At 43.4% G+C, this 17,219-nt stretch carries 14 protein-coding genes; 3 read left to right on the top strand and 11 right to left on the bottom strand.

Features of this window, described 5'->3' with window-relative positions:
- Positions 1-5: 5 nt before the first annotated feature.
- The 3 genes from NAF19_RS24155 (at position 6) to NAF19_RS24145 (ending at position 4,485) form a co-directional block, all read left to right on the top strand.
- Entirely contained in the window at positions 6-2,366 is a 2,361-nt protein-coding gene (locus NAF19_RS24155; protein WP_252792924.1) for an MG2 domain-containing protein, read from the top strand.
- A gap of 113 nt (positions 2,367-2,479) precedes the next feature.
- Positions 2,480-3,694 (top strand): glycoside hydrolase family 88 protein, encoded by a 1,215-nt coding sequence (locus NAF19_RS24150; protein WP_252792923.1) that lies wholly within the window; start codon positions 2,480-2,482, stop codon positions 3,692-3,694.
- Positions 3,691-4,485 carry a hypothetical protein gene (locus tag NAF19_RS24145; protein WP_252792922.1) on the top strand — a complete coding sequence of 265 codons (795 nt, stop codon included), beginning with the start codon at positions 3,691-3,693 and terminating at the stop codon, positions 4,483-4,485. Before NAF19_RS24150 ends, NAF19_RS24145 begins: the two co-directional genes overlap by 4 nt.
- On the opposite strand, the gene NAF19_RS24140 is transcribed toward NAF19_RS24145, so the two are convergent.
- The 11 genes from NAF19_RS24140 to tkt form a co-directional block, all read right to left on the bottom strand.
- Entirely contained in the window at positions 4,482-4,787 is a 306-nt protein-coding gene (locus tag NAF19_RS24140; RefSeq protein WP_256484453.1) for a response regulator, read from the bottom strand. The two genes, NAF19_RS24145 and NAF19_RS24140, sit on opposite strands and share 4 nt — an antisense overlap.
- A gap of 72 nt (positions 4,788-4,859) precedes the next feature.
- A complete protein-coding gene (locus tag NAF19_RS24135; protein ID WP_252792920.1) occupies positions 4,860-7,529 on the bottom strand; it encodes a PAS domain S-box protein in 2,670 nt (889 codons plus the stop codon).
- A gap of 234 nt (positions 7,530-7,763) precedes the next feature.
- On the bottom strand, positions 7,764-8,489 hold the full coding sequence (pgl, locus tag NAF19_RS24130; protein WP_252792919.1) for a 6-phosphogluconolactonase: 726 nt from the start codon (positions 8,487-8,489) through the stop codon (positions 7,764-7,766).
- A 126-nt stretch (positions 8,490-8,615) separates the two neighbouring features.
- Complete coding sequence (gene zwf / locus NAF19_RS24125) at positions 8,616-10,127, bottom strand: glucose-6-phosphate dehydrogenase (protein WP_252792918.1); 1,512 nt, start codon at positions 10,125-10,127, stop codon at positions 8,616-8,618.
- 13 nt (positions 10,128-10,140) lie between these two features.
- A complete protein-coding gene (locus tag NAF19_RS24120) occupies positions 10,141-10,749 on the bottom strand; it encodes a zeta toxin family protein (RefSeq protein WP_252792917.1) in 609 nt (202 codons plus the stop codon).
- Positions 10,742-10,990, bottom strand: coding sequence for a hypothetical protein (locus tag NAF19_RS24115; protein ID WP_252792916.1), 249 nt, complete (start codon positions 10,988-10,990; stop codon positions 10,742-10,744). Before NAF19_RS24115 ends, NAF19_RS24120 begins: the two co-directional genes overlap by 8 nt.
- Positions 10,991-11,029: 39 nt before the next feature.
- Entirely contained in the window at positions 11,030-12,460 is a 1,431-nt protein-coding gene (gnd, locus tag NAF19_RS24110; protein WP_252792915.1) for an NADP-dependent phosphogluconate dehydrogenase, read from the bottom strand.
- Positions 12,457-13,089 (bottom strand): HAD family hydrolase, encoded by a 633-nt coding sequence (locus NAF19_RS24105; RefSeq protein ID WP_252792914.1) that lies wholly within the window; start codon positions 13,087-13,089, stop codon positions 12,457-12,459. The genes gnd and NAF19_RS24105 overlap by 4 nt, the downstream gene beginning before the upstream one ends.
- Before the next feature lie 5 nt (positions 13,090-13,094).
- On the bottom strand, positions 13,095-14,189 hold the full coding sequence (tal, locus tag NAF19_RS24100) for a transaldolase (protein ID WP_252792913.1): 1,095 nt from the start codon (positions 14,187-14,189) through the stop codon (positions 13,095-13,097).
- Positions 14,190-14,411: 222 nt separating this feature from the next.
- Positions 14,412-15,110, bottom strand: coding sequence for a ribose 5-phosphate isomerase A (gene rpiA / locus NAF19_RS24095; RefSeq protein WP_252792912.1), 699 nt, complete (start codon positions 15,108-15,110; stop codon positions 14,412-14,414).
- Between the two features lie 83 nt (positions 15,111-15,193).
- Positions 15,194-17,203, bottom strand: coding sequence for a transketolase (gene tkt, locus NAF19_RS24090; RefSeq protein ID WP_252792911.1), 2,010 nt, complete (start codon positions 17,201-17,203; stop codon positions 15,194-15,196).
- Between the last annotated feature and the right edge of the window lie 16 nt (positions 17,204-17,219).

Here is a 17,219-nt window from a genome sequence, read left to right as displayed (position 1 = left end):
TGATTATGAGAAATATTAAACGATCCGTTAAAGTAATGCTGCTGACGCCGGCTTTGTTGCTTCCTTTTTTAATCGGCCGGGCCCAGGTTATACAGGAGGTGCAAAACAGCTTCAACTTATATAAGCAAAGCGCATTACAGGAGAAGGTATTTGTTCATACAGATAAAAACACGTACTTACCGGGCGAAATAGTATGGTTTAAGGTTTTTTGTGTGGATGGTAACGACCATAAGCCATTAAACTTAAGCAAAGTGGTTTACGTCGAGATTTTGGATAATAACCAAAGCCCGGTAACGCAGGCTAAAATTGCCATAAAAAACGGCATCGGCGATGGTTCGTTATACGTACCCGTGTCGATAGCTAATGGCAAATACAAATTCAGGGCCTACACCAGCTGGATGAAAAATTTCAGCCCTGATTATTATTTCGAAAAAGTGATTACCCTGGTAAACCCGCTGCGATCGCCCGATGGCAGCCCTCCAAAGGAAACTGCTGCGGCCTTTGATATTCAATTTTTTCCGGAGGGTGGTAATTTAGTTAGCGGCCAACAAAGCAAAGTTGGCTTTAAAGCCGTCGACAAAAATGGCAAAGGCGCTGCCGCAAGGGGCGCGGTAATTGATCAGCATAATGATACAGTAGCCCGTTTTCAATCGCTAAAGTTTGGGATGGGGAACTTTTCTTTCACCCCCGTTGGCGGCAATACTTATAAAGCCATAGTAAAATTCAACGGCGCAGCATTAACCAAAGAACTACCTGAAATAAACGCCCAGGGTTATGTAATGAAACTTACCGACAAAGGCGCCCAGCTTGATGTGGAGGTAAAAGGCCCCGACGGCAATATTTTCCTGTTTGCCCATACCCGCCAAATGATTAAGGCTGCCGAAGGGTTATCGGTAAGCGCTGGTGTTGCCCATTTTAATATAAATAAAAACTCGCTGGGCGATGGCATATCAAGCATCGCCATTTTTAACAACTCGAAGCAGCCAGTTTGCGAACGCCTTTATTTTAAACGGCCAGGCCAAAAACTGTCAATTGCAGCTAGTGCCGATCAGCAACAATATGCGTTACGTAAGAAAGTTAATATCAGCCTGGCGGCAAAAGACATGGCAAATAAGGCGGTACTGGCAAACATGTCAATGGCTGTTTACCGGGTTGATTCGTTGCAGGAAGTTGACCACAGCAATATTTTTGATTACCTGTGGCTGGGTTCGGATCTGAAAGGTAATATCGAATCGCCCGATTACTATTTTGCAAATGCCACCGCCGAAACGGATGAAGCGTTAGACAACCTGATGCTTACCCAGGGCTGGCGCCGCTTTCAATGGAACCAGGTGCTTGAAAACAAAACACCATCATTTAGCTTTTTACCTGAGTATAAGGGGCATATTGTTACCGCCAAATTGGTAAACACGCAAACCAATACGCCCGCAAATGGCATTTTTGCCTATATGGGCGTACCGGGCAAGCGTGTACAGGTATATGCCGCGCAAAGCGACTCATCAGGACATGTAATGTTTAACACGAAAGATTTTTATGGCCCCGGCGAGTTAGTTGCACAAACAAATGAAACCGTCGACAGCACTTACCGGATAGATATAGCCAGCCCCTTCTCGGAACAATATTCAAAAACAGCCCTGCCAAAATTTGAATTTGTTAACGGCATGCAAACTGCATTACAGACGCACAGCCAGGGTATTCAAATATTGAATATTTATTCGGCCAACAACATCAAAAAGACATTTGATCCCGGAGCAGACAGCACTGCTTTTTTCGGAAAGCCCTACAAGAGCTATAAGCTCGACGATTTCACCCGCTTTACTACTATGGAAGAGGATTTGCGTGAGTATGTATCGGAAGATAATATTGTTAGATCGAAAGGTAAGTTTCATATCAAAGTGCTTAATGACCGGGGCTTTCTTGATGGCGACCCGCTGGTGATATTGGACGGTGTGCCTGTTTTTGATGTAAATAAAATATTCTCTGTCGATCCGTTAAAAGTAAGAAAGCTGGATGTGATACGTGAAAGGTTTTTTTATGGCCCGAGCGAACAGGAAGGCGTTTTTAGCTTTACCACCTACAAGGGCGACCTGGGCGGCGTAGAGCTTGATCCGAAGGCCGTAGTAATTGATTATGAAGGATTGCAATTGCGCAGGCAATTTTACTCGCCTGTTTACGAAACCGAGGCCCAGGCAGCAAGCCGTATACCCGATTTCAGGAACATCCTGTACTGGGGCCCGAATGTAAATAACCAGGACAAGGTGTCGTTTTATACATCAGACCAGGCTGGTAAATATGTAGGTGTTGTACAGGGGTTAACTGCCAATGGCGATGCCGCAAGCCAGTATTTTACATTTGAGGTTAAATAAAGTGATAAGCTAAAAAGGATAATGGCGTTCCATTATCCTTTTTAATTCAACCTTTTTCCAAATAAAAAAGGCCATGCCTTTACTAACTATTCTGTAATAATCAAAAACTGTCTATGAAAACCAGGATACTGTTTATTGCCGCATTAATATACCTTGCCGGTTTTAGTCAAGCTTGTTTCGCCCAGGCCGTTTCGTATTTAAAGCCGCAGGCTGAACTGCTTAATATTATCAAACAAAACATAACTGATGCCGACAGTCAGTATAAGTTTTTAACAAGCCAACTAACGGCCGGGCGTTTCCCAAAGAATTTTAATCCGGTTAACAATAAACTCGAAACAAGTAATTCCGGCTGGTGGTGTAGTGGTTTTTATGCCGGCACGTTACTAAATCTTTATGAGCAAAACCATGACGTCGCGCTGCTGACAGCGGCCAAACGATCAATGGATAGTCTTGCCAAAGAACAATATAATACCCACACGCACGACCTTGGCTTTATGATGTACATCAGTTTTGGTAATGCCAACAGGCTAAACCCGAATCCGGAATACCGGCAAATATTAATAAACAGTGCAAAATCATTATCCACCCGGTTTAATCCTAAAGTTGGTTGCATCAAATCATGGGAATCAAAACCATCGGACTTTTTGGTTATAATAGATAACATGATGAACCTTGAACTGCTGTTTTGGGCAACGAGAGAAACCGGCGACTCGAGTTTTTACAAAATTGCCGTAACCCATGCCAACAGTACTATCAAAAACCACTACAGGGCTGATTACAGCTCGTATCATGTTATAAATTATAATCCCGAAACCGGTGCTGTTCAGCAAAAGAAAACGGCTCAGGGCTTCGCTGACGAGTCGGCATGGGCGCGGGGGCAAGTTTGGGGGCTTTATGGCTTCACCGTAATGTATCGCGAAACAAAAGACAAAAAATACCTGGAGCAGGCTAAACATATAGCTGAATTCATTCTCAACAACCCTAACCTGCCGGCGGATAAAATTCCTTATTGGGATTTTAATGCACCAAACATCCCCAATGCCCTGCGCGATGCCTCGGCTGGTGCAATAATGGCATCAGCGCTGTTAGAACTTTGCCGGTATACCGACAAAAGTAATGGAGTTAAATATTTCAATACGGCGCAATCTATTATAAAAACTTTGTCATCGTCTGAATATAAGGCTGTGCCAGGCACCAACGGTGGCTTTATTTTAAAACACAGCGTCGGCCATTTTCCTCAAAAAAGCGAGGTTGATGTTGCCATTAGCTATGCCGATTATTATTTTGCAGAAGCGATGAAACGATACACGCAATTTGCTGCAAAATGAAAAAACCGAGAATTTTAATGGCCACTATGTTGCTCGCTGGTATTTACTTGAATGCAAGCGCACAAAAAGTGACACTTGATTATTACTTTAATCACGAAGTACACAAAACTTCGGCGGGCAAAGTTGAACGCTACCATTATTTGTGGACAGAGAAGGCTAACTCCGGCTTCTCTATTTTTGGCGAAGCCTTTAAAAAAGCCGGCGCAGCTTTAGATACGTTGGACAGCGCGCCGACTTCTGCAAACTTAAAAGGCACAGCCATTTATATCATTGTTGATCCGGATACCAAAAAGGAAAGCCCTAATCCGAATTATATCGAACCAAAAGACATTAAAGCAATTGCCTCCTGGGTAAAAAGCGGCGGTGTGCTGTTAATGATGGCCAATGACAGCGCGAACTTTGAGCTGCCCCATTTTAACAACCTCGCTACTAAATTCGGGATGCATTTTAATGATGATTTGCAAAATCATGTAATCGATGATAATCATTTTGAAGATGGTGCAATAGTTACCACAGGTAACCCGGTTTTTAAAACCGCCTGTAAGGTATTTATGAAAGATGCCTGTTCCATAGCGCTAAGTGGTTCGGCTAAGTCATTACTAAAAAATAGCAGCGGCGCGGTAATAATTGCGGTCGCAAAATATGGAAAAGGAACTGCTATCGCTGTAGGTGACCCATGGTTGTATGATGAATATACCAATGGCCGGTTACCGAAGTCGTTCGAAAATGATAAGGCTGCGAATGATATAGTTAATTGGTTAACTAAGCTAACCTTGCCAGGCGCCAATTAGAAATTGTTCAGTATTTCTTTTAGGTTATCTACAGTAACAGGCTTCACAATGTATTGGCTAATGGCTTCGTACTGTTTTGCCTTTTCTACATCGGCCGGGTCAATAGAGGATGTTACGATATAGATAATTATTTTTTTTGCCGGGGGAACCTTTGTGAACTCATCTAAAAACTCCCAACCATCCATTACGGGCATATTGAGGTCCAATAATATAACTTCGGGTAAGTTTTCGCCAGCGGTAACAATAGCCTTTAGGCGATCCAATGCCTCTTTTCCATTGTGAAAATAAGGAAACTCTCGCAGAAACTCGCCATTTACATAATCCGCTTAGTGCAAAAAATATAAATCGGGTCATCATCAATTATACATGCAATTTCAATTTTCTTCATGTTTAAAATATATTTTAAATTTTGTTCCTTTGCCAATTTCGCTTTCAACCTCAACTTTTCCGCCTAAAGCTTCAATCTGATTTTTTGTAATAAACAATCCGATCCCTCGTGCATCCTTATTGCCGTGAAAGGTTTTATACATGCCAAAAAGTTTACCACTGTGTCTTTTAAGGTCAATACCCAAGCCGTTATCTTTAATTTGTAACACTACAAAATCATTTTTTATAATTGTTGTAAATGTAACATTTGCTTCGCGGTCGGGCGAACGATACTTTATGCCATTTGTTATAAAGTTTAATAAAACACTATCCAGATAGGCCGGGATCGCTAAGATTTCAAGTTGTGGATCTGCTTTGTTTTTTATGGTAACCATAGCATCTCTTGCGAGTTGACTTACGTTATTAGCTGCAGACTCTATCGCATTAAACAGGTTTATAGGCACTAACTTTTCGGAGAAAGAAGTGTTCATCAAAACCACCTCATTTAAGTTTGCGATGGTTTCCTTTAAATTGTTTATTGATTGTTTGAGTAATTTAATGTATTCATTTTCGCTTACACCGTCATTTTCTTCTATGTACAGATCTAAGCACATGTCTATATTACCGGTATGCGACCTAAGGTTGTGTGATACGATATGGGCAAAATTTTTAAGCCTGTTGTTCTGATCGGTTGTAATCTCCAGCAGTGATCTCATTTCGTTTTCTGCCTTTTTTAACTCACTAATGTCAGTTGCTACCCCAAGAAATCCGGTTATCCCGCCCTGTTGGTTTTTTATGGCGGTTACAACTAACTGAACTGGAAAAGTCGAACCGTCTTTCCTTACATAAGTCCATTCCCGCGACTCATACTCACCATGTTTTGGTAGTTCGGTAAAAATATCGAATCCAGCTATGGTCTTTCCATACAAGGCCGACAGCTCATGTCCTCTTGCTGTAACTTCTTCTTCAAGATGTATCTGGGCCGGTGTTTTTATCCCTACCATTTCTGTGGCTGAATATTGGAGCAGTAACTCAGCCCCCCTGTTAAAATGTGTAATCAGGCCCTTGGTATCGGTTCCTACTATTGAAACATAACCCGCGTTAAGCAAAGTATTAAGTTCCTCATTTAAGGTATTTAATGTTTCTTTTGCCCTTTTAACTTCGTCGATATCCTGGAAAATCCCGTATAAGCGCGTGCACACCCCGTTCTTGAATTCTGATTGACCTATTGCTCTTGCCCAAATATTATTTCCCCTGGCAGTTACAAGTTCTACTTCAATATCGTAACCGGTACCGTATTTTATAGCACAGGCAACAGCCGATTGAATAGTTTCACGACTAGGGCCTTCTTTAAAAAAATTAATAGCTGTGCTTAAGTCGGGCTCATAGCCAGGGTCGACTTCATGAATTTCCTTTGTAATACGGCTCCATTTAACTGTGCTATTTACTAGATCAACTTCCCACGTGCCTATCCTCGCCACCTCATTTGTTTTGTCCAGTATTTCTTCAATCCGCCGTTTTTCCTGGTCCTTCTCCTTTATTCCCGATATATCAGCTGTATACATTAGTATCCCGCCAATATTATTCTCAGAAACAAACCATGGGCGTACATCCCAGGTTATCCATTGTATCGATCCATCTTTGCGGGTAAATGAAGCTTCGTCACATTGATTTATCGCGCCGTTTAAACAGGCCTGGTGTATTGCTTTCCAATCGTCATCTATCTCCGGAAAAATTTCGTAATGAGATTGACCAATAATTTCTTTACCGGTTAACTTATAATCGGTGATCCACTTTTTCGAGGCGGCCAGGTAGCGCATTTCTTTATCGAACATTGCGATAGCGTTCGGGGCTTGCTGAATGAATATTTTATTACGGTCATTGCTTTCCTTTAATTCAGCCGCCCTAGTTTTCTGTTCTGTTACATCCCTTATTGCGGCTGATACATACAGGCCGTCTTCTAACTGAATGGGACTGATGCTAATTTCGACCGGGAACTCGTAGCCTTTTTTATGTTTTCCGAACAGTTCATGCCCTGCGCCCATTCGTCTTGCATAGGCTTTAGCAAAAAAGCTTGCACGTTGACCGGGGTGGTGGTCTTTGAATCGGTCCGGAAGTAACATTTCGATCTTTTGCCCATACAGCTCATCTTTGGTATAACCGAAAACAATTTGGGTTTGCTCATTAATTATCTGTATTTCACCGGAGCCATTTACAATAACAAGCGAATCGGGGGCGCTTTCTAACAGAGATTTAAACTTGTTTTGAGATAAGATAAGTTTATTTTCGAGATTTTTAATTTTTGTAATATCGGCGACATGCACAAAAAAGCCCTTAACTTCACCATCAATAATATCGGGATAATAACTAGCTATAGTATGCCGTATTTCACCGTTTGGGATTGTTATTTGCCGCTCAAATTCCTGCGCGTTTCCATTTAATACTCCGTTAATGTACGGGAGATTTTTTTCATAAAGTTGCCCAAGAAGTTCTTTCATGGTTATTTTATCCACCATGTCTTCCCGACGTTTATTAAACCATTCAAGGTAGGCGTTATTGGCAAACCGACAAATTTCATCCTTATCCCAATAAGCCAGCATTGCATGGATATGGTCGGCAACTAATAATCCAAGGTTATTAATTTTAAGCAATTGTTCGCCGCTAAATTTCCCTTCCATGTCATCAAATTAAATACGGTTTGTAATAACAAAGATACACAACCTGTAAATGGATTAACAAATTGGGGTTTTAACGCATCCGTAAATAGTTGTAAATGCTTGCTGTATTACCTTTATCTAATGTATGGATTAATAACCTCACACAGAGTAGATCATTAAAATTAAAAACCGTTAGCTTTTCCTTTTGAGTTTAGGAATGCTAACGGCAACTTTAAGCTTTGAGGTTTTTACGATTTATTTCTCGTCCAGCATCGAAGCTGCCGCCTCATCCAAAAACCATTGAATTTGCCCTACAATAGGCTCAATAAGCTGTGCAGGGTACTCTTCAATATCCTCCTCATCCTCTAACACGTGATGAACGGCTATCGCTTTCCCTTCGCCATAAACTAAAAAGGCGATGTTCTGGGCCTCGTTGATTAACGGGGCGTTCATAGTTATGCGATAAACCTGCTGGTCGGGCAAAAACACTTCGCTAACGCCCGGTACACGATCATGCAATACCGGCGTGTGCGGGAATAACGATGCGGTGTGTGAATTATCACCAAGGCCAAGCAGTATTAAATCAAAACTGAGTTCGGTTTCGTCAAAAAACTGCTCTACCTCTTCCTGGTATTTTTTAGCAGCTTCTTTAGGCTCTAGGGTGGTATCAACCGCGAAAATCTGGTGCGGGTCTATAAACAGCGGAATAAACAGGGCTTTTTTAGCCATCAGGTAATTGCTGTCAGGACTGTCTTGTGGAACATTGCGCTCATCGCCAAAAAAGAAGAAAACTTTCTCCCAATCCAGCTGGTCGTGATACGAAGTTGCCAGCAATTCATATAGCTTTTTGGGCGAACTGCCGCCAGATAACGCTACGGAGAATTTACCATTTTTACCGATGGCCTCGCTGCCAATTATTACAAAATACTCCGCTAGTGCGCTAAGTACTTCGTCGGCTGTGTTATAAATATTTAAACTCATGGAGTTAGAGATTAGAGATTAGAGGTTAGTTTGCTTTTGAGACCAGAGGTTGGAGATCAGAGATTAGTTGGGATGCTTTCGCCGCCTGTGCGCTTTAACTAATCTCTAACCTCCAATCACTAACCTCTACTTCTTCCCATTCACCGGCAATGTAAACCAGTTAAATCCATCGCGGGCTATCAAAGCCTCGGCGGATTCTGGTCCCCATGAGTCGGCCGAATAATTGGGGAAATTTAAACTCTTCTTATTTTGCCAGGTGCTTAAAATCGGCATTACTAATTCCCAGGCAGCTTCCACCTGGTCGCCACGCATAAACAGGGTTTGGTCGCCCAGCATGGTGTCGAGTATTAGGGTTTCGTAAGCCTCAGGTGCCTGTGCGGCATATGTGCCCTTATAATCGAATACCATATCTACGGTGTTTAATACCATATCAAGCCCCGGGCGTTTAGCCTGCACCTGTAAACGAATGCTCATTTCGGGCTGAATACTAATAATCAGCCTGTTTTGTTGCCAGCTTTCGCTTGACTCGGCGGGGAATATTAAATGCGGAACATCCTTAAACTGGATGGTAATTACAGACGACGATTGGTGCATCCGTTTGCCTGTACGCAGGTAAAACGGAACACCGTGCCAGCGCCAGTTATCTACAAAAAACTTAATGGCTGCAAATGTTTCTGTGTTCGATTGCGGGTCTACTTTGGGCTCCTCTCGGTATCCGGGTACTTCCTTCCCTTTCATCCAGCCGCTGCCATATTGGCCCCTTACAGCCGATAAACGAACATCGTCAGGAGTGAAGCGGCGCATGGCCTTTAAAACGTCAACCTTGCGGTCGCGTACCTCATCAGCGTTAAAGCTTACCGGCGGTTCCATGGCCACGTGGCAAAGTAACTGCAAAAGGTGGTTCTGTATCATATCGCGCATCGCACCGGCTCCGTCGTAGTAATCACCGCGTTCTTCAACACCCAATTGCTCGGTAACCGATATTTGCACATGCTCAATATAGTTGCGGTTCCATAGCGGTTCCAGTATGCTATTGGCAAAGCGGAAAGCCATAATATTTTGTACCGTTTCCTTGCCCAGGTAATGGTCAATACGGTAAATCTGGCATTCGTCAAAAATACCCGAAAGCAATTGGTTCAGCTCTTTTGCCGTTTCCAGATCGTGCCCGAAAGGTTTTTCGATAATGATGCGTACCCTGTTTTTATCTTCGGCCAGCTTGGCTTTTGATATGTTTGAAGCAATGATAGGGAAGAAGTTTGGCGCTACAGCAAGGTAGAAAATTACGTTCGCCTGGGTTTTCCATTCAGCATTGTGCTTTTCGATGCGTTTACCAAATTCCTTGTATGTTTCAGCATCGGTAGCGTCAGATACCTGGTAATAAATATTGGCCGAAAACTCGGCCCATTTCTTATCATCGGTTTTTCCGCTGCGCGAAAACTGGTTAATGTCATTATGCAGGTTATCCCTGAACTGCTCATCGGTAAGCTTGGTACGGCCTGTACCGATTATAGAAAATTGGTGGGGTAGCCAGCCATCCAAAAACAAGTTATAAAGGGCCGGGGCTATCTTCCGGGAGTTCAAATCGCCGGTACCACCAAAAATGATGAATATAGTAGGTTCTGATTTTGTTGTGCTCATTGTAATTAGTTTTTCAGTTAGAGGTTATATTTTGAAGGACTTCGTCGATGGTTTGTTTGGCCCATTGGGGTGTATTTGAACTAAGGAAATGAATATTGTGATTTTGGAGCGTTAATAGTATATCTGGAACAGTATTACTTTTATTTGTGGAGGAATCAAATAATAACACATTATCAAATTTATTGAAGTGTTGTTTAAGCATTTTTAAACTGTATTCAAAGTTATATCGGATGCTTTCCTGGTCAACAAAGTGCCCTTTTCTATCTACTCTTAAATCGACCCTGTCCATCGAAGCCTTTACATCGGGGAGAAGCATAAACATTAAATTTATTGTGTATCCCTTATCTTTAAAATATAATGCTCTTTTTATTAAAAAATCGTCTCTTAAATTACTTTCGACGGTTAAATTTCTACTGCTCAAGATTGCCTTTTCTTCCAGATCCCAATATTCCGTAGTTAGCATAATTTCTATGCTTTCTATTGGAATATCCGGCCATAGCTTTTCCTTCAGCGCTTTCACTTTATCCGCATCGAATATTAAAGTGTCCGGGTCAGATAGAACAGAGGAAAATGTACTTTTACCTGCGCCGTTAGGCCCTGCGATAATAGTATAGTCAGGCATTTAGAACTTTCAATACCTTAAACTTGCCAGTTTCATCGCCTAATTGTATTAATTCCTTGCGGCCATCTTTAAATTCATGGATAAACATGTCATCTTGAACGCAAAGTTCATTTCTGTAGGAAAACCACGAACCTTCGTCTAATGCATCTTGCCTTGCCTTTATTGCAATAGGCTTTAAACGCTCCCGAATCTCTTCCGGCGTCATGTCAAAAACCGATTTTTTTGCTATTAACGTTGCCATATTACAAATATAATTATAATAATAACGCGCTCACCCGCTTTACTCCCCGCTTCCTTCAGTCCATTGCGTGTGGAACACACCCTCTTTGCCAACAAGCTCGTAGGTATGCGCGCCAAAATAATCGCGTTGTGCCTGGGTTAAGTTTGATGGCATTCTTGCGCTGCGGAAAGCATCGAAATAACTTAATGACGATGCATAGGCCGGTGCTGCAATACCTGCCGCAATGGTTGCCGAAAGCACTTTACGGGCACCCGGTACGGCTGCCTTAACCAGCTCCTCAACACTGCCATCTAATAACAGGTGCGCCAATTTTGCATTCTTTTGATAGGCGTTGAAAATATCGTTCAAAAACTCTGAACGGATAATACAGCCGCCGCGCCATATTTTGGCAATATCGCCTAAATGCAAATCGTATTTATATTCCGCAGATGCTAATGACAGTAAGTGCATGCCCTGTGCGTAGCTGATTATCATGTTAAAATAAAAAGCCTGCTCCAAAGCAGTTAAAAACTCGTCTTTATTTACATCCAGTACAATCTCGTCCTTGCTGTAAACCTCGCTGGCCTGTACGCGCAAAGCCTTATATTTTGATAAATCGCGCATGGCAACAGCAGTATCAACAGTTGGGATTGGCGCCTGCAAATCCATAGCCACCTGCGATGTCCATTTACCGGTGCCTTTTGCCTTGGCTTCGTCCTTTATATCATCCAATAACAAATGGTCGCTGCCTGGTGCTTTATATTTGAAAATATCTTTGGTAATATCAAGCAGGAAAGACTTTAAGCGCCCATCGTTCCATTTAGAAAATACTTCGCCCATGGTGGCATTGTCCAGCTTCAGGCCTTTCTTCATTATCTCGTAGGTCTCGGCAATTAATTGCATAATACCGTACTCGATACCATTGTGCACCATTTTAACAAAGTGCCCTGAAGCTCCCGGACCAATATAAGTAACACAAGGGGCGCCATCAACCTTTGCCGCAATAGCCTCAAATATCGGCTTCATTACCGCATAGGCATCCTTATCGCCACCCGGCATCATGCTTGGGCCGCGGCGTGCGCCTTCTTCACCGCCCGACACACCCATACCGAAGAAATGCAGGCCTTTTGCCTCCAGCTCTTCCACACGGCGGTTGGTATCGGTAAAGTGCGAGTTACCGCCATCAATTAAAATATCGCCTTTGTCAAGCAATGGCGTCATCTCTTCAATTACGGCATCAACAATTTTACCGGCAGGTACCAGCATCATAATAGCGCGTGGGGTAGTTAGGCTTTGTATAAATTCTTTAGCATCGCCAAACCCTTTCACATCATATTCTTTTCCTTCTTCGTTAAGCGATGCTACTTTGGCGGCATCTTTATCGTGCCCGGCTACGGCAAAACCATGGTCGGCCATGTTGAGCAGCAGGCTGCGGCCCATGGTGCCCAGCCCTATCATGCCGAAAGCATATTTGTTTGTTTGTGAACTCATTTTTGGGGAGATTGATTTTCCTTTTTTAATTTTTCTAATATGGCTTTGGTTTCCTCGAAACCGGTGTGCTGGTAGGCATGGATACCTAATTTTTTTGCTGCGTTTACAAACATTATCCTGTCATCAAAATATACGCACTGGCCTGGCTGGGCAAGTGCTATGCCCATGGCCAGGTTAAAAATTTGCGGATCGGGCTTACGCATTTTTACCTCGCACGATGATATGAAGGCATCAAACACTTCGTGCAATTTGAATTTTTTTACCCGGTAATCGTTTAGTTCCTTGCCTTCGTTGTTGATGGAAATGATGCGAAAACCGCAGTCTTTTTTCCATTCCTTCAGCCATTTAAGGGTATCGGGCAGCTCGAGACTTTGGCGGTACATAAATTCTTTGAAGTCTTCGCGGGCGAAATCGCGCGGATGGTTAAATACCACGGTGTCCAGGTATTCATCCAAACTAATGCTGCCCATCTCGTATACATTAAAAATAAAAGTGTGCAGTTCTTTTACTTCTTCGTAATCGAGGCCGAATTTTTCCGACGCTTCCCTGCGCGACTCATGCCCCCAGCCATTGGTTAACAAAACGCCACCAATGTCAAAGAACAGTATTTTGACTGATGTTGCTTCCACCTTGCTTAAACTTTATTTTTCTGATCTTCGATAGCTTGCAGTAGTTTTTCAAAAGGCTTGTTGAATTTCTCAATGCCTTCGTCTTCCAGTTGCTGGGTTATTTTATCAATATCGATACCGGCGGCTTTAATTTTGTCTAAAATTTCGGTGGCCGTGTCCAAACCTTCTTCAAGGCTGTTAGCAGCAACGCCATGGTCGCGGAAAGCTTCGATAGTCTCTAAAGGAACGGTATCAACAGTTGAGGGGCCAATCAGGGCCTCAACATATTTGGTATCTTTAAACGCAGGGTTTTTGCTGCTGGTGCTTGCCCATAACAAACGCTGTGGCTGTGCGCCTTGTGCTGCCAGTTTTTCCCAGCGTGGGCCGCTGAATACGCGTTTGTAAATTTCGTAAGCTTTTTTGGCTGACGCGATGGCTACTTCGCCTTTTAGATCGCCCAGGCCTTTTTCGTCAAGCATCGGGTCAACCAATACATCAATACGGCTTAAAAAGAAGCTGGCTACCGATGAAATATGACCAATTTTATGACCGGCGGCTAAGTGATCCTCAAGACCAGAGATGTAAGCTTCGGTTACTTCTTCGTAACGCGGCAAACCGAATAATAGGGTAACGTTAATGTTTATCCCTTTACCAATCGATTCCCTTATAGCCTGTAAGCCTGGTTTAGTGCCAGGGATTTTTATCATTACGTTTTTGCGGTCAACTTTTTTCCAAAGCTCATCGGCCTGTTTGGCAGTGCCTTCGGCATCAAGCGCCAAAAATGGCGATACTTCCAAACTCACATAACCGTCTTCCCCTTTTGATTCATTGTAAACGCCTTCAAAAAGTTTGGTTGCATTTTGTATATCGGAAACAGCCAGGCCAAAAAACAGCTCTTCGTTGGTTTTAGCAGTTTTGGCAAGCGAGCGGATATCATTGTCATAATCAGAACTGCTGGTGATGGCCTTTTCGAAAATGGCCGGGTTTGAAGTTACCCCGCGTACGCCGTCGTCATCAATAAGGCTTTGCAGTTTTCCGGATGAAATGATTGCCCTGTCGATAAAATCGAGCCAGATACTTTGACCAAAGCTGTGTATTTGCTTTACTTTATTAGTTTCCATTAGTTTGTTGTTTTATAGTTAATTATAGTACTCAAAATGAGTGTTGGTTTGTCTTGTTTGCGACAATAAGCATACCACTTACAGTCAGTTTAGTGTAGTATTTATTCTCGCCTCACCCTGCCCTTTCCAAAGGAGAGGGTTCTAAAAACGAGCGAAGCTAAAGTCCTCTCCTTTGGAGAGGATTATTACATGAGGGCTGCGCCGTTTAGGTGAGGCAAAACGCTACGCCATCAAAATCTCTACATTATAATTAATAAAAAGCCCGCTTTCAATCACGCCCGTTATCGCTTTTATCCGCAACTCCATATCATCCGGAATATTATCAAACCAGGCATCAATCACCAGGTTGCCGTTTTCGGTAATAACCGGGCCGTCCTTGCCCTTTGCCGGCCTCAAAATCAACTCCCGGGCGCCCAATTTTTTTAATTCTTCTTCCACATGCAGTAAAGCCAACGGGAAAACCTCGATGGGTACCGGGAACTTGCTGCCCAGTCTATCAACCAGCTTTGATTCGTCTACAATGATATAATTTACCGGGCTGCTGCTAATCAGCAGTTTCTCCTTAAACATTGCGCCGCCACGGCCTTTTATCAGGCTGCGGTTGGGGTCGACCTCATCGGCGCCATCAAAAAGCCAGTCGGGCCGGTGTTCGTATAGGCTGGTCATGGGTATACCAAGGTTGGTTAACGCCATGCTGATTTCAACAGAGGTCGGTATCGCCTTAATGTTCAATTTTTCTTCCTTGATCCTTTTGGCAATGGCAAATAAAGCCATAAAAACTGTGGACCCGGAGCCAACGCCCAGCACATCACCATCTTTAACCTTTTCGGCAATTTTGGCTGCAACCCGTTCCTTACCTTCTTTGTTAATAATGGTATCAGACCAGTGCAGGTTGTTTATGAAATCGCTTTGCCAGTTCATAGGGATAGATATGAGATTTGAGATTTGAGACGTGAGATTTAAAACCGCTTTCCGTCTCAAATCTCAGATCTCACGTCTCAAAACTATTTTAACAGTGCCTTTGCTTTTGCAACAACATTATCAACCGTAAAGCCAAAGTGCTTATACAATTCTTCTGCCGGTGCCGATTCACCAAAGGTGGTCATGCCCAGCATGTCGCCTTCGTCGGTGGTGTATTTGTGCCAGCCCATTGGCGATGCCATTTCGACAGCCAAACGCTTGCGGCTTGCTTTGGGGAACACCTTTTCTTTATATGCTGCATCCTGTTTTTCAAACAGTTCCCAGCTTGGCATACTTACCACGCGGGTTGAAATACCTTCTGCTTCCAGTTTTTCCTGTGCCTGCATTATCAGTGCTACTTCCGAACCGGTTGCAATCAGGATTAAATCAGGCCCTTTGCTGCCTTCCGAAAGGATATAGGCGCCTTTTTCAACGTTTTCTGCTTTGCCATATTTATCCTGGTCGAGGATTGGCAAGCCCTGGCGGGTAAATATTAACACAACCGGGCCACCTTTGTGCTCAACGGCAACGCGCCACGCGTGAACAGATTCATTGGCATCTGCCGGGCGTATAACAGTAATATTTGGTATCGATCGTAAAGATGCCAGTTGTTCAACAGGCTGGTGGGTTGTTCCGTCCTCGCCCAGGCCGATACTATCGTGCGTATAAACAAAAATCGGGTTTATCTTCATAATGGCTGCCAAACGGATTGGCGGGCGCATATATTCAGAAAACATCAGGAAGGTAGCGCCGAAAGGTATAACGCCTTTTGTTAAGGCCATGCCGTTCATAGCCGAACCCATAGCATGTTCGCGGATACCGAAATGGAAATTGCGTCCGGCACGGTTTTCCGAAGTAAAGCTGTCGTATTCTTTTAAGTTAGTTTCGGTAGATGGGGCTAAGTCTGCCGCGCCGCCAATTAAGTTTGGCAATTTGGCAGCAATGGCATTCAATGCTTTACCCGATGCTACGCGTGTTGCCACTTTAGGGTCGGTCGACTTAAATACCGGCAGCGAATCTTTCCAGCCTTCAGGAAGGCCGCCGCTGCTTAACAATTCGTATTCGGCAGCAAGTTCCGGATATTTGGCTTTATAATCGGCGAAAAGCTTGTTCCACTTTTCTTCTTTGGCTGCACCTTTCGATCCGGCTTTGTGGTAATAATCCAAAACTTCGTCAGAAACCTCGAATGACTTATCAGGATCAAAACCGAAGAACTCTTTCACCAGTTTTATTTCATCCGGGCCAAGCGGCGAACCGTGTGAGCCGGCAGTTCCTGATTTATTAGGGCTACCGTAAGCTATCAGCGAACGTACGTTTATTAATGAAGGCTTTTGCGCTTCAGACTTGGCATTTACAACGGCAAGTTCTAAAGCATGTATGTCATTAACATCAGGCAAATCCTGTACATGCCAGCCATATGCCCTGAAACGTGCGCTAACATCTTCGTTAAATGCAATATTTGTACTGCCTTCAATCGAAATGTGGTTGTTATCGTATAAAAAGACGAGGTTACCCAATTCCAGGTGACCAGCTATAGATGCTGCTTCGGAAGTTACGCCTTCCATCATATCGCCATCGCTGCAAATAACGTATGTTTTATAGTTGAACAAGTCAAATCCGGGCTTGTTATAGCGGGCAGCCAAATGTTTTTGACCAATGGCAAAGCCTATTGCGTTAGCAAAACCCTGCCCAAGCGGACCTGTAGTTACTTCAATACCTGGGCATAAACCATACTCGGGGTGACCGGCGGTTTTGCTGTTCATCTGGCGGAAGTTTTTTATATCATCTAAACTAAGGTCGTAACCGGTAAGGTACAGGTACGCGTATTGCAGCATACAGGCATGGCCCGCCGATAAAATGAACCTGTCGCGGTTAGCCCACTCCGGGTTTTTCGCATTGTAGTTCATTGCCTTTGTCCATAGCACGTGCGCCATTGGGGCAAGCGCCATCGGCGTTCCGGGGTGGCCTGAGTTTGCTTTTTGTACTGCATCTGCCGCTAATATCCTTGCGGTATTAATTCCAAGGGTTTCTATGTCTTGTGTGTTCGAGCTCATTATAGTGTAGTGATTG

The sequence above is a fragment of the Mucilaginibacter flavidus genome (genome assembly GCF_024055575.1).
Lineage (GTDB): Bacteria > Bacteroidota > Bacteroidia > Sphingobacteriales > Sphingobacteriaceae > Mucilaginibacter > Mucilaginibacter flavidus.
This window is presented reverse-complemented; position numbering and strand designations above follow the sequence as displayed.